Origin of the sequence: Flavobacterium resistens (assembly GCF_900182645.1) — a bacterium.
Lineage (GTDB): Bacteria > Bacteroidota > Bacteroidia > Flavobacteriales > Flavobacteriaceae > Flavobacterium > Flavobacterium resistens.
The window spans coordinates 357,693-378,462 of sequence record NZ_FXTA01000002.1 but is presented as its reverse complement, the minus strand read 5'-3'; the positions used below and the strand labels follow the sequence as shown (position 1 = coordinate 378,462).

The following is a 20,770-nucleotide window of genomic DNA, read 5'->3' as shown; positions in this document are numbered from 1 at the left end:
TTTTGGATTTTAAACAGAATTTATTCCAGAATACAAAAATCTCTTTCTATAGCCATTGTTTTTTCATTTTCTTCATTAAAAAAATATACTTGAAAGATATAACAATCTCCTTTTATACCAATAATTTCATATATACATTTGCAGCCAACCCTTGCAAATGGTGCATCAAAATTTTTAATACAAACTGCTTCAAATTTACAATCACTTAACCATTTTACACTCCAAACATTTTGAAGTTTCTCTTTCAGGTAAATTTCCTGAATGGAATCTTTCATTTTACTATAAAAATCTGGTCGCCCAAACTTTGCATTTTTAAATTTGCTACAATTTAATTCTTGCGAATGGCAAAAAGCTGTAAATAACAACAAAATAAGACAGAGTCCATTTTTCATGATTTAGTATTTTATATAAAAATCTTTGACAAAGTTTAAAACTTTGACAAAGATTAATAATTTATTATTTACCATTTTTAGCAAAAAGAATCGCTCGATCCAGAATCTCATCTTTTCCTCGCTGAATGCCTAAAATAGTTGGTTTTACTTCAATATCAGGAACAATTCCGATACGCTGTACTTCTTTTTTGTTTGGATAAAAAACACCATAACAAGTAAATGATGAAGAAAATCCTTTAATGATCAAAAATTTAGCATTTGCGCCATCTGCACCTCCTGTTTGAGAACCAATAACAGTCGATTTAGGAACTGTCTGAAGCGCCATCGCAGTATGTTCAGCATGACTAACTGCATTTTCATCAATTAAAACAATTACTTTCCCTTTATAATTATCCGGGCTAACCTTTCCTATTTTTTCTTCTTCTTTTCTCCAAATATAACGACCAGGATAATTAACGTCTGGATCAACATACTTCACGTATTCTACTGGTTCAGTATTAAGCCAATCTGCAAGAGAATATATAATATCATGAGGTCTTTTCCTGTCATCAAAAATTATAGCATTTGTATTTTTAAGCGCAGCTATCAAATTTGGAAGATCTTCTTCGTTAACTCCTCCAAAATTTACGTAGCCAATATTTCCTTCCAGAATTTTCCATTTTTCCTGTTCAGGAAATTGAATTTTTAAATCTTGATATTTATATCGATTTATTGTTTTTACTGTTGTTTTTCCATCTCGGATGAATTCAATCTCAAAAGTTGGTGTTTTTCCATTAAAGATTGTCCAATAGGCATTTTTTAAAACCGAAGGCTCATTTGACCCTTCTACATATTTTGAATTTTCTTTTAAAAGTTGAGCAATTGTTTTTCCTTCTACTTTTGTAATTACATCGCCTATTTTAAGATCGTTTATTTTTGCCAAAGAATCATTTTTCAAACCTATAACAACAGCTTTTTGATCAATAATTTTAACATCAACAGGAATAAATTTATCGCCAAAATATTCAAACAATTGAGCCATACTAGTCGCAGCGTGAGTATCATTTAACTTTACAGAGATTTCGCGCATTGCCAAATTAAAGTCCTTTTCAGATTCTGGCGTATAATATCTTGGCAGCATTTCATTTAATACTTTATCCCAATTTTGATCCATTTGATATTTATAAGGGAAAAAATATTCAATGTAATTCCAATATCTGAATAAAGCCAAAAGACGAAGATTTTTGTCTGTCCATTTAAAATCTGCATATTTTACCTCATTTTTAAATTGTAACGGAGGGCCATTACTGCCAAATTCGTAAGCAACATAATACTGTTTTTCCTGAATTCTATTTTCTTCGATAAATTTCAATTTTTTCGAAAGTGATTTCGAGAACAATTCTTTATTATTAACCCACGACAAATCGAAGTTTTTGTCAAAATATTCTTTTTTTACAACAGACTTTAAAGCTTCCTGTTTTTTAATTTCTCCCAAAGAATCAATCCAATTTTCTATAACAATAGAAAAAGCTTCGGAAGTCTGAGCCTCTTCTACTTTTGGCAAAATTTGAAACAATTGTTCGTCCCAATTCTTGCTTCCATTGGCAACATTAGGGTGATAATATTTTAGAAATCCCCAAACTTTACAGGTTGCTACTAACTTTTGGGCTTCATTTATAGGTTTTGAAAACGAATTTTGAAGTAATAATAAAAAAGCGACTAGAAGAATTTTCTTCATTTAGTAAATAGTTTAGGTTAGTTAGTGATTTCCAGGTTGGTTTAAACTTGTTCAAAAATATTTTTGAACTGATATAATATTCTTTCGATTAATCTTAAATCTTCTGTTACGATTTCAGCTCCTCCTTTCATTTCTTGCTGAAATACTATCTGCTTTTTATATGAAGTTTCGAGTCCGTTTGGCAAAGCGACATCAAGCAGTAAATTTCCATCTTTGTCCGGCACAAGCGAAATATTTTTGATTTCTCCTTTTAAAACTCCAAATTCACGATCAGGATAATTTGCCAAACGAATATTTACGCGTTGTCCCACTTTTATTTTTCCCGAATTCAAGGCTGGTGCTTTTACTTTTCCGATAAAACCATTTTTTGCATCAGGAATAATCGAAAACACATTATCGCCCACATTAATTGTTTGGCTTTCATTCCAAACCTGCAAAAAAGTAACCACACCGCTAATTGATGATTTCAGTGTATAAGCCAGCTCCCAGTCTTTGATGACTTTTTTTAGCTGATAAAAAGACTGCGCCACGTTGCGTCCTAAATTCACTTCTTCCTTAGTTCCACTTATCTGTGACGTCTGGCTCAATTTTGTATTATCAATCAAAGCCGATTTTAACTGCGAAATCGAAGATAAAAGTCCCTTGTAACTTTTCTGGGCCTGTAAGTAACCTAATTTTTTTGCTTCCATTTCCTGCGCCGAAATGATTCCTTTATTGAACAAGGTTTCAAATCGAGCTACTTCATTCTTTTGAAGCTGCAATTCGCTTTCATTGATTATTTTTTGCTGTTGGAGAATTTCAAGTCTTTCCTTGATTTGGATTTTTTCAGAAACCTGTGCCCTGTTTTCGACTTCAAAAGGTTTAAGATTTTCATTCAGCTTTTCTGCTTCATAATCTTTCTGAAAAACACCAAAAGCGCTTTCAATTTCACCAAGCTGAACATTTTTCAATAAAGCAAATGGGAATTCTTTATTTGAATCATTAATATTATAATTATCGATAATGCTTTTTAACAAAAAAACATCTTTGTAATTTGCCGTGTTCTCAATAATGGCAAGAGTTGTGTTTTTAGCCACTACAGCCTTATTTTTGACCAAAATAGCTTCAATACGGCCCGATGACTTGGAAACAATTTTCTCTGGCGGAATATTAGTCGTAATTATGATTTCGGTATTTACTACATCTGGGTATTTTACAAACCAGGAAACAAAAAACAACATCAGTATGATTGCAAAAATGAGAACCGTCCCCCATCTGATCATCCAGTGTGGCACTTTGGTGAGAATGTCCTGAACTTCCTCGCTTCTTAATTCTATTGCATTATAATCTTCTGCCATAATTTAATTCCCTAATTGCAGTTGGTTTTTAACTAGTTCAAAATAATTTCCTTTTTGCTCGACAAGCGCAGAGTGATTTCCTATTTCAATGATTTTTCCTTTATCTAAAACTACAATCTGATCTGCGTTCATCACTGTACTTAATCGGTGTGCGATGACAATAACGGTTTTATTTTTAAAGAAAATATCCAATTTTCCCATAATCTCTTTTTCATTATTAGCATCCAAGGCCGATGTTGCTTCATCAAAAAACAATATTTCCGGATTTTTATAAACCGCCCTCGCAATGAGCAAGCGCTGTTTTTGTCCCGTGCTCATTCCTGTCCCTTCAGCACCAATTTTTGTATTGTATCCAAGCGGAAGCTCGCTTACATACTCTTTAATATTGGCAACATCTGCGGCATAAAGCAAACGTTGCTTATCAATTTTATCAACACCAATAGCAATATTATTGGCAATTGTATCACTAAAAATAAAGCCTTCCTGCATGACTGCTCCTATATTTGAGCGCCACGCTTTTTGCGAAATATTTCTCAATTGAGCATTACCAATTGTGATTTCTCCTTTTTCAGGTTCATAAAATTTCAAAAGAAGCTTCATTAAAGTTGTCTTTCCGCTGCCACTTGTACCCACAATCGCCGTTACTTTATTGGCCGGAATTGTCAGGTTTAAATCTTTCAAAACAGGAGCATCTGATCCTAAATAGCGATAATTGAGATCCTTGATGTTAATGTCACCATCATACGGAACATCATTTGACTGATGATGTTCCTGCTGGGTTTCATCTTCCTTTTCATGAATTTCAGACAATCTTGCTAAAGATATTTTAGCATCCTGAAGTTCTCTCACAAATTCAATAAGCTGTGAAATTGGTCCATTCAAACTACCAACAATTGAACTGATTGCTAGCATCATTCCTAATGTTATTGAGCCGTCAATCACCAATTTAGCCGAAAGAAAGATGATGAAAATATTTTTCAATTCATTAATTACCGACGAACCAATAGTTTGCGTTTGCTCTAAAATCAATCCTTTTATCGAAACCCTAAATAATCTTGCCTGTACATACTCCCAGCCCCAGCGTTTTTGCTTCTCGGCATTGTGAAGTTTGATTTCCTGCATCCCGTTAATAAGTTCCATTACTTTGCTTTGTTCCTGAGAAACTTCTGCAAAACGTTTGTAATCCAAAACTTCTCTTCTTTTCAAGAAAAGTGTAATCCAGCCAAAATAAAGAATACTTCCAGCAAAAAAGACTAAAAAAATCTGCCAATTGAAGTACGCCAAAACTGCACCTAAAACAAACATATTTATAACCGAAAATAAAACACTCAGAGAAGATGTAGTAAGAATTTTTTCGATTCGGCGATGATCATTAATGCGTTGCATGATATCTCCCGTCATTCTTACGTCAAAAAATGAAATTGGAAGATTCATCAACTTGATGAAAAAATCTGAAATTAGCGAAATATTGATTCTGGTTGAAAGATGCAACAATATCCAACTTCTAATGAGTTCCAGACCTGTTCTTCCGGCAAAAAGAAACAATTGCGCAAAAAGAATCAGGTAAATAAAATGAAGATTTTGATTTTGTATCCCGACATCAACAATACTTTGTGTCAAAAAAGGCACAATTGCCATTATCATACTGCTTGCCAGCAATCCGATGCTCAACTGCATCAAATACGATTTATAACGCAAAACATATTGCGACAACAAACCAAAACCTAAGCCTTTATTGTCTTCTTTATCAAATTCAGATTGAAAGAATTTTGGAGTTGCTTCCATCAATAAGGCAATTCCTTCACGCGTAGAATCATCAGCATTATTGCCGATCCAGAATTTTAAGAAGTCCTCTTTGTTGTAATCAATCACTCCAAAAGCAGGATCTGAAATATAATAAATTCCTTTTTTTATTTTATACAGTACAACATAGTGGTTTTTATTCCAATGCAAAATAGCAGGTAACGGCGCTTCATCTAATTTTTCAGCACTTAATTTTACGCCCAATGTTCGAAAACCAATTTTCTCGGCGGCATCGCTCAAAAAAAGCAAATTACTTCCTTCACGAGTTGTTTCACTTCTGTCGCGCAACTCCTGAATATTGACTGACTTCCCATAATGTTTGGCTACTATCTTTAAACATGTCGGTCCGCAGTCTTTATGATCTGCCTGTTTATAATTGGGGAATTTTTTCAATTCTAGTATTTGAGTTTGTTTATAGCAATATTATACAAAAATTCTTAAAAAAAAATAAAAAGCAACGACTAAATTATGTTGATTCGCTTTGAAATTATTAATGTTTTTATTTTCTTAAAACTCTTTTACAAAATAGATTTATTTATCGATTTAAGCTATAAAAACAAAAAAGCTTTGCTAAATAAATAACAAAGCTTTAGTATTATTTAATATAAAATCTAAGAGTCTGCTGGGCATTTTTGATCAATAAGCGTTTCACAGCTTTCGCCATCTCTAGTATGTATAATTCCTAAAAGAATCTGTGTTCCTGGACAATAACAAAGTTCAGTGCCTGGATCTCCTCCTCCGAATATGTTTTTTCTTTCATTAATACTTAAAATTTCAACCCCGGCTAAGTTTTTTAATTTTTTCATAATTGATTTTTGTTTGATTTTTAATAGGTTAATTCATTTTGAACAATATAATTATACTTACTCTCTCTTAGATTTTAAAGAATTTGCCAAAATTTAAAACAATATCAAAAAGACATCTTTATTTTAACAAATTCACTTTATCTAAAATGCTTATTCACATGGTTCGTTAGGATCTGTCACGCAAATCCAATAAGCTGGTGAAGTTGCTGTTCTCGGACATCTTTTAGCCGTAGTGTTTTCTTCGCAAACCGGTGCATTACCACCTTTAAGTCCTAGTTGCTCTTCTTTACTTAATTCAGTAGCTCCATGTAATTCAAAAATTTTCTTTAACATAATGTGGTTTTTTTTGGGTTTTGTTAATGCTTCAATCCTTTTAAGACATTTGAAGCTTCTGTCTTTTTTTTAAATCGTATTTTAGATGAGATAGTTTTATAATAAAAAAAAGCAGCTAGAAATGTTTTTCTTACTGCTCAAAGTATTTCAATTATTCGATAATTTTAATTTCTCTAGGATCTGCCACTGGTTAACCTAACCAAATAAAATCAACGCAGCGGCCAATTTCCTGAGAATCCCAACACCAATCATCAATATTGGGATATTTGCTCAATGTTCCACGATCGAGCGCCTACAAATTCAAAAAAAAACATGACTAAATTTTTGATAAGGCTTTATATTGTTTACTTATAAAATTTAATATTTAACAGCACAAACGGCTTGTCTGGCAAATTCCTGGTAAAGTATCCATCGGACAAATCCCACCGGCCGGTATTAAAACACAGCCTGCCTCGATTGCATGAATCCAACATTCAGGAATACCTCCTTTTATTGTTTTTTGCTCCGTTTTGCTGATTTTCTGAGCAAGTTCTAGACTTAAAATTTTTTTTATCATAAATCTTGAATTGTTTTTGATTTTCTCTTTCTAAAACATCTTGCTTTCAATAATCAACTTCGTTTTAGCCCTTTTACGGCCCGAAAATATTAGCCCATTACCAAAGCGTCAGAATAATTCATTTCTAGCGCAAAATAATCCGTACAGTCTTCATATGACATGGCTGACACATAATCCCATGCGTTACATCTTGACGCAGTTTCTTTTGCATAATTGCCCATGATCAATTTTTGTTCGTTGGCAGTTATTTCCTGTGTTCCTTCTAGATTTAAAATATTTTTTAACATAACTCTATTTTTTTGGGGTACTACTAAAATCTTTTTAAAGACATTTGAAATTGCTCTTATTTCTTGAATCTTATGCTATTTTTTCAAGTACTTCTACTTCTTCAGCAAAATCGTTTAAGAAATATTTCAGTTCGCTCAGCTCATATTCGTTTGGAAATAATTTTTCGTTAACGATTTTGACTGGTGTGTAATTAAAATTATTTTTAGAACACCATTCGTACTGTTTGTTGATTTCTTGACTTATTAAAATGCTGACAGGTTCAACGTGCCATTTTTTAAGCCATTTTTTAAGGCTCATTTTTTTAATATGCCAATCTGAAATCGCTTCAACCGTTTTTCCAGGTGTTGCTCTGTTGATTGTCAAAATTCTTTCGACAATTATTTTATATGGATTTTCAGTATTTTCCGGATTAATATTGAATAATACATTCAAATAAATTTTATCTGGAAATCTTAAAACTAGATCAAATGCCTCGTGAAATGTTTTATGACAATGCTCACAGCTTGGGCTAATAATTATTGATAATTTTATAGCTGCACTTCGGCTTCCAAAATTCAAACCTCTTAGCTCTTCCAATCCATCTGGATAAGGCACTTTTTTAGCTAGAAAGTTTAATAGTGAATAATTTCTTTTGAATTTTTTCAGTTCTTTTAGTGAATTTTCGCTGTTTAAAACATTTTTAATCATTGGTTTCACTGCCAACCAGATTGGTACAAGGAGTGCCAAAGAGAAAACAAATGGAAAAATACTTTCGAAACTGAAACTCAAAGTGAATAAATCTGATGAAAACCAGATGAAACTCTGCATAAAAATCAAAAATGAAACTATTAAACACATTACGCACCATTTTTGAAGTTCAAATTTTTGAATCCAAATAGATGATACTATAATTGGTATTGCAAGCAAGCTTAAAAAACCAACGAAAATCGCTGAATTTAAAGGCTGAATTAATATTGCTATTAAACTTGATGTAAAGAACATTAGTGGCAAATCAGAGAAATTAAATACCTTGTTTTCTGTTCCTTCACTAGAATTAATTACAGAGTTGCAGGATGAATTTGAACTTAAGCTGCAAAATTTCGATATAACGCTGCTTTTAAAACCTAATTTTTCCTGAGCAATAAAAACACTCACAATAAATCCTAATGTTGATGTTGTTAGGAAAAACACGCTAAAAGCATCATATGTATTATAGAAGAACGACAATCCGATTACGAATACGAACGGAAGACAATACTTCAACCAGCTCAATTCTACTTTTAAACTATCTCTTGCTATAACATTATTAGGTTCAATAGCTACAATTACTCCATTCCAGTCTAAAAGGAATTTTTCATACGCTATTTTTTGTGCTCCTTTTTTAATTGTAGTTATACGAACATAATTTTTAGCCTTTTCTACTAATGCTAGTTCTTCTTTAAAATAAGCTAGAAAATTTGAAGGCAAATCTACTATTTGTTCTTTCGGAACTCTGATGGCTGCATTTTCTATTGATAATAAATCTAACGAATCTGTTATCGCAAATAAACTTGGATAATTAGGATGAGACAAAAACAAATCCTTGAACTCATTTTTGATGTCTGAGTATCTATTTATTTGTAGAAATTTTTGGACTAGTTTTAACATCGTTTTCGATTGCTTTAAATCATAATTACAGTACAAATATTGTGGTTTTTATCGAGAAAAAGTGACCTTTGGTAGACATTTTATCAATTATACTACATACAATTTATAAATTATACCAGTCATAGATAAACTTACAATTTATTGAAAATCAAATATTTACAACGATTTTTTTTGTTCTAAAATTGTCAAAACCCAAATCTCGACAAAGCGTTTTCCTTTTTATCTAGCTTTGAATATCAATAATCCTAATAAGTAAAATCATGGCAAATAAGACATTAAAATTCGAAGATTTTGAAGCCGAAAAATTATCAAAAAATGAACAAAAAATAGTTCACGGCGGTGATGGTGAAGATTATCCTCCACATGAACCTGGAAAAGATGGAAAAGGAGGAAACGGATAATACTTTTTAAAAATCAATTATACTTAAATTAAAAATATCATGAAGAATACAAAAATGAAAATTGAAGATTTTGAAACTTTAAAATTATCTTCAAATCAACAAAAAGCCGTTCGCGGAGGAGAAGGTGAAACGGATTCTAAAAATGAACCAGGAAAAGGATCAACCGGAAATGGATAAAACCATTTTTTATAACGAAATGAAATATTTACAGCTAAACTAAAATATCCAGTTTAGCTGTATTTTTTTTTAGAATCAGAAAATAGCACTAATTAACTTTTATCAAGCTAAATATTATTTCTAAATATTACTTGCAAACTGAGCTGGAGAAACGCCTGTTCGTTTACGGAATGATTTTGCAAATGAAACTGCATTTTTAAAACCAACACTTTCGGCAATAGCTTGTGTAGAATATTTGCGGTACATATGATTGGTAATCATTTCATTGATTACATAATTAATTTTAAGCTCATTTGAATATTCTCCAAATGATTTGCCAAATCGTTTATTCACTACATAAGACAAATAAGTTGTATTGGTTTTGATTTTCTTAGCCACATAAGGCAACGTAAAATCGGCATTAAGATATTCGAGTTTATTTTCAAGCGCCAATAATTTTTCGACAATTTTATTTTCCTTGGCTTCGTCAATACTTAAATTAGCATTTTCCTTTTTGAGCTGAATTTCTTCAGTCTCTAAGTTTTCAATAGCTTCTACTAAAATTGGAGGATTTTCTTTTTTCTCCAAATTAGCTTTAAACTCCTCAATTAAAGCATTCATTTTTTTATGCGCCTTATTCTTGTCTCGAATGTTTTTTATCAGAAAAAATACAATTCCTAAAACAAGAAGCACATAAAACACTTTTAGTGCTTTACTTATTAAAACGTCGTATTTATATTTTTCCTGAATAGTAAGCATTTCCGCGCTCAAATCTTCTACACCTAATTTATAATTTACTTCTTGAGCTTCGTCTCTAAATTTTGTCTGAGATTTTTCATAAGCATTCAAGTAAATTTTAGAATGTTTATAAGCTTCTTCTGGTTTGTTGAGTGCGCTGTAGATCTTAGCCTGAAGGTAATTTGATTTCAAAAAACTTTCATCCAAAGTATTATTTTTCAACGAAATAGAATCTACTTTTTTTAAGCAAACTAAAGCCTTCTCGTATTTTCCCATATAAAAATACAAGTCTCCTAAATTATAATTAGCAGTATGATAAAAGCTTTCCGAATTATTTTGCTTTGCCAAAAACAAAATATCATAATAGATTTTTTCAGCATTTTTATTGTCACTTTTCATTAGGTAAATATTCCCTAAACTCATTTTAGCGGCAATTTTATTACTAGTGAAATTTTGAGAATAAGTAACGGCTTTTTTATAAAAATACTCAGCCGAGTCAAGCAAATACTTTTTATCTTGATTTTTCATAAAATAGCCCTCGTAAGAACCACCTAAATCCAAATTAATGTTGCTTTTACTATTTTGAAACTGATCCCTTGCGTAAACCCTTTCATTTTTATCAATGAAATCGTTGTTTTGCCTTAAATTTTTAATAGACAATTGATAATTTCCAACCTGTTCATTAACAATTGCAATATTGCTTTTGAATTTAACAATTTGAATAACGTCTTCAACTTTAATAGAGAACTTAATACCTTTTTGATAATTTTCAATTGCAGCACTTAAATTGCCTCTTTTCCATTCGGTCAATCCTCGAAAATTATAAAGATAAGCTGTGAGTTTAGTTTTTTCTGAAGATTCAGGCATTTTGTCTAAATACTGAAATGCTTTTTTATAACTTTCGTCAGACTTAGGAATATTGCCCTTCATTTGGTACAAATAACAAGCTGCACCATTAGCAAATGCCAGGTGCTTATTATCGTTTGATTTCATCAATTCTCTAGTATATGCAAGACCTCGATCGACATTGTCATTAAAACTGAATCGAATTTTGTCTTGCAGGACTAAGTATTCCTGTTCGCTAATTTGAGTTTGTTGGGCAAAACTCGTATTAAGAACAAGAAAAAATAAAAAAGAGATGATTAGCCTCATTAATTTGTTTTTGGATTCCAAAAATAACGCATATATTTTCAATATACTAAAATTTATTTGCCATAGTCTTGTTAATTTTACAACAAAATTAAAAAAATATAACAATTTAGCTTTGTTTTGTTATATTTTTATTACGTAAATTTGTTTTTGTAAAACATATCAAAAATGAAACCAGATTTATTTCAAGCACCAGATTACTACAACCTTGACGATTTGTTAACTGACGAACATAAACTAGTTCGTGAGTCGGCACGCGCATGGGTTAAAAGAGAAGTTTCTCCTATTATTGAGGAGTATGCACAAAGAGCAGAATTTCCAAAAGAAATTATTAAAGGACTTGGAGAAATTGGAGGTTTCGGGCCCTATATTCCAGTTGAATATGGCGGTGCTGGTTTAGACCAAATTTCATACGGTTTGATTATGCAGGAAATCGAAAGAGGCGATTCTGGAGTACGATCAACCTCATCTGTACAATCTTCTTTAGTAATGTATCCAATTTGGAAATACGGAAACGAAGAACAACGAATGAAATATTTGCCAAAACTGGCAACCGGAGAATTCATGGGATGTTTTGGCTTAACTGAGCCAGATCATGGTTCTGATCCGGGAAGTATGATTACCAATTTTAAAGATATGGGCGATCATTATCTTTTAAATGGTGCCAAAATGTGGATTTCTAACGCTCCATTTGCTGATATTGCTGTAGTTTGGGCAAAAAATGAAGAAGGAAGAATTCACGGTTTAATTGTTGAACGCGGTATGGAAGGTTTTACAACTCCTGAAACGCACAACAAATGGTCGCTTCGTGCATCATCAACAGGGGAATTAATTTTTGATAATGTAAAAGTTCCAAAAGAAAATCTTTTGCCAAACAAATCTGGATTAGGCGCACCTCTTGGCTGTTTAGATTCAGCTCGTTACGGAATTGCGTGGGGAGCAATCGGTGCGGCGATGGATTGTTATGATACTGCTTTAAGATATGCTAAAGAAAGAATTCAGTTTGGAAAACCAATTGGAGGAACACAATTACAGCAGAAAAAATTAGCTGAAATGATCACTGAAATCACAAAGGCGCAATTATTAACCTGGCGTTTAGGTGTTTTGAGAAACGAAGGAAAAGCAACAACAGCTCAAATTTCAATGGCAAAACGTAATAATGTTAATATGGCAATTGAAATAGCTCGTGAAGCAAGACAAATGTTAGGCGGAATGGGAATTACAGGTGAATATTCAATTATGCGTCACATGATGAACCTTGAAAGTGTAATCACGTATGAAGGAACTCATGACATACATTTATTGATTACCGGAATGGATGTAACTGGAATTCCAGCATTTAAATCATAAACAATTATTAAAGTATATACAAAATCAATTTAAAAAGCTTCTCTTAATCGAGAAGCTTTTTATCTTTGCAGCAAAATTTACATAAATGAATATTGAAACTATAAACAATAGCATTCAACCTCAAAAAGACCAGCTTTTAAACCACTCTTTATACGGCAAAATTCAAAACATTGATGACTTGCACAGTTTTTTAGAAAATCATGTTTTTGCTGTTTGGGATTTTATGTCATTGCTAAAAGCTTTACAAGCCAAACTTACGTGCACAACAACACCTTGGTTCGCAACAAAAAACCCTGAAACAAGATATTTAATCAACGAAATTGTTCTTGCAGAAGAGACCGATTTAACGATTGACGGAAGAAGACAAAGCCATTACGAAATGTATCTTGAAGCAATGGAAGACTGTGGTGCTGATACAACTGGAATCAATAAATTTTTAGCCGAAGTACATTCGCTTCACAATATTTTTGTTGCTATCAAACAAAGTTCGCTTCATCCTGATGTAAAATCCTTCTTAGACTTTACTTTTAGAGTAATTGAAGAAGGAAAACCACACCAAATCGCTGCAGCATTTACTTTTGGAAGAGAAGATTTGATTCCGAGTATGTTTACCGAAATCCTGAAAAACTTTCAAAAAAATCTTCCAGAAGTTGATTTAGCAAAATTGCTTTATTATTTTGAAAGACATATTGAACTTGATGCCGACGAACACGGACCAATGGCAATGAAAATGATTACAGAATTGTGCGAAGACGATGCTCAAAAATGGAAAGAAGTTGAAGAAGTTTCCATTTTAGCCTTAGAAAAACGAATCGGACTTTGGAATGCCATTGAGGAAGAAATTCTTTTAAAAGCTGAAATGGTCTAAAACCGAATTCAAATATTTAACGTAACTATTTGTTTAAGATGTTTACAACCCTAATTTCCCAAAATTATGAAACTGCATTTCAAACAAATAGTTATTGTTATCTTCTCAATATTTGTGAGTTGCAGCGCTGATCAATCAGATTCAGGGAATACCACAGTTCCGCCGACAACAACTCCGCCAACGCCAGAAGTTCCAACTACGCCAATTTCATCATCTATAAAGTATCTCGCCTTAGGTGACAGTTATACCATTGGCCAAAGCGTTTGTGAAACTTGCCGATATCCTGAACAGCTCAAAACCAAATTACAAACAATTTATACCGAAACTGTTTTTTCATTAAAAATTATTGCCCAAACCGGTTGGTCAACAAGTGATTTAATTTCGGCAATAAACACTCAAAATCCCGATTCCAATTATGATTTGGTTACACTTTTAATCGGTGTAAATAATCAATATCAGCATCAGGATTTCTCGGTTTATGAAAAAGAATTTCCGCAATTACTCAACAAAGCAATAGCGCTTGCAAAAGGCGACAATAAAAATGTAATTGTTCTTTCAATTCCAGATTACGCCTACACACCCTTTACCAAGAATTATACGGATGAAAACCGAATGAAAATTTCAAACGAATTAAATAATTATAATTCTTTTGCGGAGCGTTATTGTATCACAAAAAATGTTGCATTTATTTCAATTACTGATATTACAAGACAAGGTCTTAACAATCCAAGCTTAGTAGCTTCAGATGGGCTTCATCCTTCTGAAACTGCTTATAAAATGTTTGTTGAGCGAATGCTGCCGAAAGTCAAAATGGTTTTGCAGGATTAGTATTTATATCTTTAGAAGCAGAAAAATCAGTTTTCAAAACACGTTTAGTCCCGCTATCCGCTATATCTTTTATGGTCTCGTTAAAGAAACGAGACCATAAAAGGATACCGCTTCTATCGGGGCTAGACTAGATTTTTTTGTTTTTTCGAGAAAAATATTCCTACTTTAGCAAAAACAGATTAGCCTCAGAATAGATTAAATTCATGCAAGTTTCACCTCCAAAAGAGTTATCACCTTACATCAAACATTATCTTTTTTTAGATAATACAGAAACTGCTGTGCAAAAATTTCGTCTGTTTTCTGATGGCAACACTGGCCTTGTATTCTCCGTAAAAAGCAAACTGATTTCCGGAATTAATAAATTTGATGCAAAAGATTATCTGCCAACTTCTTTTTTATACGGGCAACTAAATGGTTTTAAAGATCTTTATTCTGAGAATGAAATAACGTTAATCATTGTTGTCTTTCAGCCCAACGGAATCCATCAATTATTAGAAATTCCAGCCAATGAATTTCACGATGCTATTATTCCTGTTGAAGATATATTTGACCAAAAAATTACTGTACTTCAGGAAAAATTATCTCAACAAAACAATCAAATGCGGATTGAACTTTTAAATCATTTTTTTAGATCAATGATTAATTCTAAACCGATTTCAAATCAGTTCATAATAAATAATTCATTAGATTTTATCATCGCAAATAAAGGTCAATTCTCTATAAAACAATTGATTGAACACACAGGTTATACTGAAAGACATCTTGAAAGGAAATTCAAAGAATGCATCGGATTAAATCCAAAGAAGTTTGGTAATGTTGTAAGACTGCATCACTTCTTAAAATTATTAAAAGACAAAACCGACGATACTAATCTAACAACAATTTGTTACGATGCCGGGTTTTCAGACCAATCACATTTAATAAAAGAATTTAAAAAACATACAGGAATAACTCCGAAGGAATACTTATACACCGGAAAATTAACCAATAATCTTATAAAAAAATTTCATGCTTCGACATTTTAAAATGTCGGTTTTGTACAATTTTTAAAATATTGCCGATGCTATTTTTGACTGAAATTAATAGCATGCAATATGAAAAATCTAAAAATAGCCACAGCTCAGTTCGAAAATAAAAGCGGCGACAAAAACTATAATTTATCTGTAATCGAAAAACTTTCTCAAAAAGCATCTCAGGAAGGCTGCGATGTGATTTCATTTCATGAATGCTCAATTACTGGATATACATTTGCAAGAAATTTATCAAAAGAACAAATGTTGGACTTGGCAGAACTAATTCCTAGCGGAGAAAGTATTTTAAAATTGATTCAAATTGCCAAAAAAAATAACATCCTAATACTAGCCGGGCTCTTCGAAAAAGATGAAAATGACAATCTATTCAAAGCTTATGTTTGTGTAGATAAAAATGGTTTAGTGGCCAAATACCGAAAATTACATCCGTTTATAAATCCGTATTTAACGCCTGGAGATCGTTATTGTATTTTTGAAATTGAAGGCTGGAAATGCGGAATTCTAATTTGCTATGACAATAATATTATAGAAAACGTTCGTGCGACGAAACTTTTAGGAGCCGATATTATTTTTATGCCTCACGTTACAATGTGTACTCCTTCTACCCGACCTGGCGCAGGTTTTGTTGCACCTCAACTTTGGGAAAACCGCGAAACAGATCCAACTTCTTTGCGATTAGAATTTGACGGAATGAAAGGCCGCGATTGGTTAATGAAATGGCTTCCGGCAAGAGCTTATGACAATGCAGTTTATGCGATATTTTCAAATCCTATAGGAATGGACGATGATCAATTAAAAAACGGCTGCTCCATGATTATTGATCCTTTTGGAGATATTCTAGCAGAATGCAGAACTTTTGACGATTCATTCGCAACGGCTGTAATTACTCCGGAAAAATGCATTCAGGCTGGAGGAAATCGCTATATAAAAGCTAGAAGGCCTGAATTGTACAAAGATATTATTGGTCAAAATCACCAATCAGAACAAAATGTTGTTTGGCTGAACCCAGTTGTAAAAGAATAAAATCAAAAACAACTAAATTTTTCACCACTTAAAAACAAAATTTTTAATTACAAAAAAGAAAGAAAAAACTTACCGATAAACAGGTTTGCGTTTTCAGTAATAACGCTAGTTTTTTTATTATAAACACACTTATAACATTTAAAACAAACACTTTAAATTTAGTTAGGTTATATTTGAGTAAATGCAATAGAAAACATGAGCGAAAAAAAAAATATTCCTACTGATGGTTTTGCTCTTCCAGAAAAAAATAAAGCAAATCATAATGACGAATTATTGTTCGTCAATAAAAAACTTTCCCAGCAAATAGAAGAGCGGAAAAAACGTGCCGCAGAACTAATTATTGCTAATATCGAATTAGCTTACCAAAATAAAGAGAAAGAAAATCGCGCCGCAGAATTAGTTATAGCAAACACTGAACTTGCATACCAAAACAAAGAAAAAGAAAAACGAGCTGCCGAACTTGTTATCGCCAATACTGAACTGGCATATCAAAATCAGGAAAAAGAAAAACGTGCCGCAGAATTGGTTATTGCTAATGCCGAACTTACTTTTCAAAATAAAGAAAAAGAAAAACGAGCAACTGAATTAATATTGACAAATAATGAACTTGAAGCTTTTACCTATATTTCAAGTCATCATTTACAAGAGCCTTTAAGAAAAATCCAGGTTTTTACAGACAGAATAAATACCGATGAGCACCAAAATTTATCTGATAAGGGGAAATTCTATTTAGAACGTATCGAAGTCGCAGCCTCTCATATGCAAGGACTTATAAATGATCTATTAACGTACTCGCGCACAAATGTAACCGAAAAGAAATTTGAAAACGTTAGTATTAATGAAGTCATAAATAAAGTAATAGAAGATTTAAGTGAAGAAATCGATCTAAAAAAAGCCATTGTAAAAGTATCCGGAAATTGCAGTGCCTATATAATACCATCACAATTTCATCAACTTATATGCAATTTGATAAGTAACTCTCTCAAGTTTTCAAAACAAGGAGAAATACCTCGTATTACGATAGAAAGCATTTATACCAAGCAAAAAACAAAGAATCTTCCATCATCATCTGATTACTGTCATATAACAATCAGCGATAATGGTATTGGGTTTGAACAGCAATTTGAAAGTCGTGTTTTCGAAATGTTTCAGCAACTTCATAGCAGAGCAGAATATAAGGGAACTGGAATTGGTCTTGCTATAGCAAAGAAGATTGTAGAAAACCATCAGGGAATCATTACGGCAAAAGGCAAATTAAACCATGGCGCCAAATTTGATATTTATATTCCAGTACTATAAAAAAAACCTCCTGCAAAAATCGCAAGAGGTTTATTTATTTTAAAAAGTATATCCTAATCTTATATGAAAATAAGGTGTGTATTGATTTCTGTTTGTCGAATTACCATCTGCATTTGTTGCATGTCCGTTATAATAATTCGATTTTAGGAAAACGATTCGGTAACCAAGACCTGCTCCTCCTTCGTAAGTAAAATGTTCACCAACCACACGTCTGAATCCCCAAGTTGGAACAATGGCTAAATCAGCTGTTTTTGTGATATTATCATCCAAATTCAATACAAACCAATCTGGGTGATAACTTGTTTTTAATGATACGTAATTACCGCTGTTTTTTGATATATTTTTCCCGGTACGGCTTCTTTTACTCAAATTGTAATACAACTTCGGCTCTAAAGTCAGCACAGGTTGAAAAATAAAACCTGCACCATCATACTGATCTCCTACTGCAATATCATGCTCAATTCCAATTTCGCTTCTTAATACAAAGTTATTTACAAGTTGGCTTTCATTGTTAGCCCAAAGACCTATAAATCCTGTCTGCACTCCGAAAATCGATTTTTCAGCGGTCGCATTTTGTGCGCTTAAATTTAAATTTACTCCTAAAATTATTAGTAAGAAGATTTTTTTCATTTACAATTTACGTTAAGGTTTAGACATTAAAAAACCTGTAAAAATTAATCTACAGGTTTTAATTTGAAATTCAGCAGAAAGGAAGGGATTCGAACCCTCGATACAGTTACCCATATACTAGCTTTCCAGGCTAGCTCCTTCAACCACTCGGACACCTTTCTTTGTTGGTCTGCAAAGAACACAAAAAAAAATGGTTTTTAAAAACAAAATCTGCAACTTAAATGCTTTTTCTAAATTCTTCCATAAACAGCTTTACGGCTTTTTTTTGATAACCCCCTATTGTCAGCATAAAAGCTTCTCTTTTGGTTGCCACTCCTGTAATTTGTATCGCCTTTAGCTGATCCCAGCCTTTTAGAGCCATTTCAGCAACAATTGTCGCCCAATCACTGTTCTCTACCATTTGCAATAATGCGTGTATCGAATGCAACTCTATTGAGATTTTAGGCTTCATGTTAAATTTTTGAAATAATTCTTCAACGAATTCTCTTGAATTTGATCCTTTTCCGGGCAAAACCAGCGGAATTTCTTCTATCTTTTTAAAAGCTATTTTATCTAAAGTTGCTAAAACATGTGTTCTCGAAACTGCCAAAACCATATGAGAGGTAAACAAAGGGATTTTCTGAATGGGTAGCTCAATTTCATGTGATGAAATAACCAAAACTACATCTAATTGATTATCAAGAAGCTTTTGTTCTAAAGCTTCTGTAGTCCCGTATTCAACCACAATTTTAAGGTTTTGATATTTTTTAGCAAATGCATTGACAACAGGAAGAATCAATAAACCAAAAATATATGTAACGCCTATTCGCAGTTCACCTCCAATCATTTCATTTAAATCTTCTATTGCCTGTTTTCCGTTTTCTACATTTTCGACTACTTTTTTGGCGTGAATCAAAAAGACAGAACCCGCTTCTGTCAACTGCACTTTTTTGCCAATTCGCTTAAACAAAGGCAAACCAAGCTCTTCTTCCAGTTTTTTAATTTGCTGCGAAAGCCCGGATTGGGTTACAAAACACAATTCGGCTGCTTTTGTAAAATGCAATACTTCAGCCGTTTTAATAAAATATTCAAGTTGATATAATTCCATATTGATAAGTTTAAATACTTATTATAAGTAAAATTATTAATTTTTCTAATGTAATCATAATTCCGACCTTTGTATTAAATATTACAAATCATGTTTAAAGCATTAAAATCTAGAAACTTCAAGCTCTTCTTTTACGGACAATCCGTTTCTATTGTCGGAACCTGGTTGCAGAAAACCGCTGTCAGCTGGATGGTTTATAGTATAACTGGTTCCGTATTTTTATTAGGTTTGGCTACATTTTTAAGCATGATTCCGTCTTTATTTCTTGCACCATTGGCTGGAAGTGTTATCGGAAGATATGACCGACATAAAGCCATGATTTTATTGCAATCATTAGCCATGCTTCAGGCTGGGGCTTTAGCTTTGCTACTTTATCTAAAAATCTACAATATCAATTTTATTTTGGCATTAAGTCTCTTTCAGGGAATCATAAATGCATTCGACATGACCTGCAGACAAACCATGATGATTGACATTGTCGACAATAAAGAAGATTTGCCGAATGCAGTAGCCTTAAATTCAACTTTGAATAATTTCGCCCGAATTGCAGGTCCAGCACTTGCCGGAATTATTTTGCACAATTATGGTGAAGACATTTGTTTCATTGGAAATTTCCTGAGCTATATTCCGGTTTTAGTTTCTCTTTTAATGATGAAAATCACGCCTCACATCAAAGCTGAAGATAAATTCAAAATGCTTGATGATTTTCTTGAAGGTTTAGATTATGTCAAAAAAGAAACCGAAATGGCAAGAATGCTTTTAATGCTAATGTGTAGTAGTTTGTTCGTTATTTCATTCAATACTTTGATGCCAGTTTTTGCCAAAGATATTTTTAGCGGAAATGCACAAACCTTCAGTTGGTTTGAAAGTGCAGCCGGAATTGGTTCAATTGTATCAGCAATATATTTGGCGAACCTTAAAAGAGCCGACAATATGAATAAAATAATGATCGCTGCGAGCTTATTATTAGGTTTCAGCATTATTATACTTGCTTACTCAAATAGTTTGACTATAGCGCTTATTTGTATGGCTTTGAGTGGCGTAGGAATGATGGCGCAAACCTCATCTATAAACATTTATGTTCAGACACAGAGCTCTGTAAATATGCGTTCCAGAAGTATCAGTTATTATTTAATGGCTTATCAGGGAATGATTCCTGTGGGAAGTTTGATCATTGGTTACGTATCTCACATTATTGGAACAAGAAATACCGTTGCAATTCAAGGAATAATATGTATTGTTTCGGTAATTGTTTATGTGTATTATAAAAAACATACTACTTCTGAAGATTTAGAAACTTGCCCGGTTCGTTATAAAGATTCCTAATTATAGACAATCTTGTCATTTCGAGG

20 protein-coding genes, 1 tRNA gene and 2 pseudogenes are annotated in these 20,770 nt (G+C 32.5%); 9 read left to right on the top strand and 14 right to left on the bottom strand.

The genetic code is table 11. The annotated features are described in order from the left end of the window. Window positions 1-20: 20 nt before the first annotated feature. The 9 genes from FN795_RS07715 to FN795_RS07680 all read right to left on the bottom strand — a co-directional run bounded on the left by FN795_RS07715 (window position 21) and on the right by FN795_RS07680 (window position 8,858). On the bottom strand, window positions 21-392 hold the full coding sequence (locus FN795_RS07715; RefSeq protein ID WP_142450097.1) for a hypothetical protein: 372 nt from the start codon (window positions 390-392) through the stop codon (window positions 21-23). A 64-nt stretch (window positions 393-456) separates the two neighbouring features. Continuing rightward, window positions 457-2,109 carry a S41 family peptidase gene (locus FN795_RS07710; RefSeq protein WP_142450096.1) on the bottom strand — a complete coding sequence of 551 codons (1,653 nt, stop codon included), beginning with the start codon at window positions 2,107-2,109 and terminating at the stop codon, window positions 457-459. A 41-nt stretch (window positions 2,110-2,150) separates the two neighbouring features. After that, window positions 2,151-3,446, bottom strand: a complete 1,296-nt coding sequence (locus FN795_RS07705; RefSeq protein ID WP_142450095.1) for an HlyD family secretion protein — start codon at window positions 3,444-3,446, stop codon at window positions 2,151-2,153. 3 nt (window positions 3,447-3,449) lie between these two features. After that, window positions 3,450-5,642 carry a peptidase domain-containing ABC transporter gene (locus tag FN795_RS07700; RefSeq protein ID WP_142450094.1) on the bottom strand — a complete coding sequence of 731 codons (2,193 nt, stop codon included), beginning with the start codon at window positions 5,640-5,642 and terminating at the stop codon, window positions 3,450-3,452. Between the two features lie 218 nt (window positions 5,643-5,860). Then, on the bottom strand, window positions 5,861-6,055 hold the full coding sequence (locus FN795_RS07695) for a hypothetical protein (RefSeq protein ID WP_142450093.1): 195 nt from the start codon (window positions 6,053-6,055) through the stop codon (window positions 5,861-5,863). A 150-nt stretch (window positions 6,056-6,205) separates the two neighbouring features. Continuing rightward, on the bottom strand, window positions 6,206-6,388 hold the full coding sequence (locus FN795_RS07690) for a hypothetical protein (RefSeq protein ID WP_142450092.1): 183 nt from the start codon (window positions 6,386-6,388) through the stop codon (window positions 6,206-6,208). A gap of 364 nt (window positions 6,389-6,752) precedes the next feature. Further along, window positions 6,753-6,944 (bottom strand): hypothetical protein, encoded by a 192-nt coding sequence (locus FN795_RS07685; RefSeq protein WP_142450091.1) that lies wholly within the window; start codon window positions 6,942-6,944, stop codon window positions 6,753-6,755. Window positions 6,945-7,033: 89 nt separating this feature from the next. Further along, entirely contained in the window at window positions 7,034-7,165 is a 132-nt protein-coding gene (locus FN795_RS21610) for a hypothetical protein (RefSeq protein ID WP_262711385.1), read from the bottom strand. Window positions 7,166-7,301: 136 nt separating this feature from the next. Beyond that, complete coding sequence (locus tag FN795_RS07680; protein ID WP_142450090.1) at window positions 7,302-8,858, bottom strand: vitamin K epoxide reductase family protein; 1,557 nt, start codon at window positions 8,856-8,858, stop codon at window positions 7,302-7,304. Window positions 8,859-9,118: 260 nt separating this feature from the next. Between FN795_RS07680 and FN795_RS07675 the strand changes: the two genes are divergently transcribed. Both FN795_RS07675 and FN795_RS21420 read left to right on the top strand, forming a co-directional pair. Continuing rightward, window positions 9,119-9,259, top strand: coding sequence for an rSAM-modified peptide (locus FN795_RS07675; RefSeq protein WP_142450089.1), 141 nt, complete (start codon window positions 9,119-9,121; stop codon window positions 9,257-9,259). Window positions 9,260-9,298: 39 nt separating this feature from the next. Next, window positions 9,299-9,436, top strand: a complete 138-nt coding sequence (locus FN795_RS21420; protein ID WP_154275308.1) for a hypothetical protein — start codon at window positions 9,299-9,301, stop codon at window positions 9,434-9,436. Between the two features lie 120 nt (window positions 9,437-9,556). On the opposite strand, the pseudogene FN795_RS21645 reads toward FN795_RS21420, so the two are convergent. Then, window positions 9,557-9,799: pseudogene (locus FN795_RS21645) on the bottom strand (helix-turn-helix domain-containing protein); the annotation flags it as partial. Between the two features lie 585 nt (window positions 9,800-10,384). Beyond that, window positions 10,385-10,552: pseudogene (locus tag FN795_RS21640) on the bottom strand (tetratricopeptide repeat protein); the annotation flags it as partial. A gap of 918 nt (window positions 10,553-11,470) precedes the next feature. Here FN795_RS21640 and FN795_RS07665 point away from each other — a divergent pair. From FN795_RS07665 to FN795_RS07640, 6 genes are all read left to right on the top strand, one after another. Then, a complete protein-coding gene (locus tag FN795_RS07665) occupies window positions 11,471-12,652 on the top strand; it encodes an acyl-CoA dehydrogenase family protein (RefSeq protein WP_142450087.1) in 1,182 nt (393 codons plus the stop codon). Between the two features lie 85 nt (window positions 12,653-12,737). Continuing rightward, window positions 12,738-13,520, top strand: a complete 783-nt coding sequence (locus FN795_RS07660) for a DUF3050 domain-containing protein (protein ID WP_142450086.1) — start codon at window positions 12,738-12,740, stop codon at window positions 13,518-13,520. A gap of 66 nt (window positions 13,521-13,586) precedes the next feature. After that, entirely contained in the window at window positions 13,587-14,348 is a 762-nt protein-coding gene (locus FN795_RS07655; protein ID WP_142450085.1) for an SGNH/GDSL hydrolase family protein, read from the top strand. Window positions 14,349-14,551: 203 nt separating this feature from the next. After that, a complete protein-coding gene (locus FN795_RS07650; RefSeq protein ID WP_142450084.1) occupies window positions 14,552-15,373 on the top strand; it encodes an AraC family transcriptional regulator in 822 nt (273 codons plus the stop codon). Window positions 15,374-15,442: 69 nt separating this feature from the next. After that, entirely contained in the window at window positions 15,443-16,402 is a 960-nt protein-coding gene (locus FN795_RS07645; RefSeq protein ID WP_142450083.1) for a nitrilase family protein, read from the top strand. Window positions 16,403-16,597: 195 nt separating this feature from the next. Continuing rightward, the gene (locus FN795_RS07640; protein ID WP_142450082.1) at window positions 16,598-17,701 is read left to right on the top strand and encodes a sensor histidine kinase; all 1,104 of its coding nucleotides are present in this window, start codon (window positions 16,598-16,600) and stop codon (window positions 17,699-17,701) included. A 39-nt stretch (window positions 17,702-17,740) separates the two neighbouring features. Here FN795_RS07640 and FN795_RS07635 read toward each other — a convergent pair whose 3' ends face one another. The 3 genes from FN795_RS07635 to FN795_RS07625 all read right to left on the bottom strand — a co-directional run bounded on the left by FN795_RS07635 (window position 17,741) and on the right by FN795_RS07625 (window position 19,418). After that, a complete protein-coding gene (locus FN795_RS07635) occupies window positions 17,741-18,331 on the bottom strand; it encodes a hypothetical protein (RefSeq protein WP_142450081.1) in 591 nt (196 codons plus the stop codon). Between the two features lie 74 nt (window positions 18,332-18,405). Next, window positions 18,406-18,492 (bottom strand) — tRNA-Ser (locus tag FN795_RS07630). A 56-nt stretch (window positions 18,493-18,548) separates the two neighbouring features. Further along, window positions 18,549-19,418, bottom strand: coding sequence for a LysR substrate-binding domain-containing protein (locus FN795_RS07625; protein WP_142450080.1), 870 nt, complete (start codon window positions 19,416-19,418; stop codon window positions 18,549-18,551). 90 nt (window positions 19,419-19,508) lie between these two features. Between FN795_RS07625 and FN795_RS07620 the strand changes: the two genes are divergently transcribed. Next, window positions 19,509-20,744, top strand: a complete 1,236-nt coding sequence (locus tag FN795_RS07620) for an MFS transporter (RefSeq protein WP_142450079.1) — start codon at window positions 19,509-19,511, stop codon at window positions 20,742-20,744. Window positions 20,745-20,770 lie beyond the last annotated feature (26 nt).

Excerpts from the sequence above, each read along its gene's own strand:
- FN795_RS07715 (WP_142450097.1), bottom strand. The coding sequence starts at position 392 with ATGAAAAATGGACTCTGTCTTATTTTGTTGTTATTTACAGCTTTTTGC.
- FN795_RS07710 (WP_142450096.1), bottom strand. The coding sequence starts at position 2,109 with ATGAAGAAAATTCTTCTAGTCGCTTTTTTATTATTACTTCAAAATTCG.
- FN795_RS07705 (WP_142450095.1), bottom strand. The coding sequence starts at position 3,446 with ATGGCAGAAGATTATAATGCAATAGAATTAAGAAGCGAGGAAGTTCAG.
- FN795_RS07695 (WP_142450093.1), bottom strand. The coding sequence starts at position 6,055 with ATGAAAAAATTAAAAAACTTAGCCGGGGTTGAAATTTTAAGTATTAAT.
- FN795_RS07690 (WP_142450092.1), bottom strand. The coding sequence starts at position 6,388 with ATGTTAAAGAAAATTTTTGAATTACATGGAGCTACTGAATTAAGTAAA.
- FN795_RS07685 (WP_142450091.1), bottom strand. The coding sequence starts at position 6,944 with ATGATAAAAAAAATTTTAAGTCTAGAACTTGCTCAGAAAATCAGCAAA.
- FN795_RS21610 (WP_262711385.1), bottom strand. The coding sequence starts at position 7,165 with ATGGGCAATTATGCAAAAGAAACTGCGTCAAGATGTAACGCATGGGAT.
- FN795_RS07680 (WP_142450090.1), bottom strand. The coding sequence starts at position 8,858 with ATGTTAAAACTAGTCCAAAAATTTCTACAAATAAATAGATACTCAGAC.
- FN795_RS07675 (WP_142450089.1), top strand. The coding sequence starts at position 9,119 with ATGGCAAATAAGACATTAAAATTCGAAGATTTTGAAGCCGAAAAATTA.
- FN795_RS21420 (WP_154275308.1), top strand. The coding sequence starts at position 9,299 with ATGAAGAATACAAAAATGAAAATTGAAGATTTTGAAACTTTAAAATTA.
- FN795_RS07665 (WP_142450087.1), top strand. The coding sequence starts at position 11,471 with ATGAAACCAGATTTATTTCAAGCACCAGATTACTACAACCTTGACGAT.
- FN795_RS07660 (WP_142450086.1), top strand. The coding sequence starts at position 12,738 with ATGAATATTGAAACTATAAACAATAGCATTCAACCTCAAAAAGACCAG.
- FN795_RS07655 (WP_142450085.1), top strand. The coding sequence starts at position 13,587 with ATGAAACTGCATTTCAAACAAATAGTTATTGTTATCTTCTCAATATTT.
- FN795_RS07650 (WP_142450084.1), top strand. The coding sequence starts at position 14,552 with ATGCAAGTTTCACCTCCAAAAGAGTTATCACCTTACATCAAACATTAT.
- FN795_RS07645 (WP_142450083.1), top strand. The coding sequence starts at position 15,443 with ATGAAAAATCTAAAAATAGCCACAGCTCAGTTCGAAAATAAAAGCGGC.
- FN795_RS07640 (WP_142450082.1), top strand. The coding sequence starts at position 16,598 with ATGAGCGAAAAAAAAAATATTCCTACTGATGGTTTTGCTCTTCCAGAA.
- FN795_RS07635 (WP_142450081.1), bottom strand. The coding sequence starts at position 18,331 with ATGAAAAAAATCTTCTTACTAATAATTTTAGGAGTAAATTTAAATTTA.
- FN795_RS07625 (WP_142450080.1), bottom strand. The coding sequence starts at position 19,418 with ATGGAATTATATCAACTTGAATATTTTATTAAAACGGCTGAAGTATTG.
- FN795_RS07620 (WP_142450079.1), top strand. The coding sequence starts at position 19,509 with ATGTTTAAAGCATTAAAATCTAGAAACTTCAAGCTCTTCTTTTACGGA.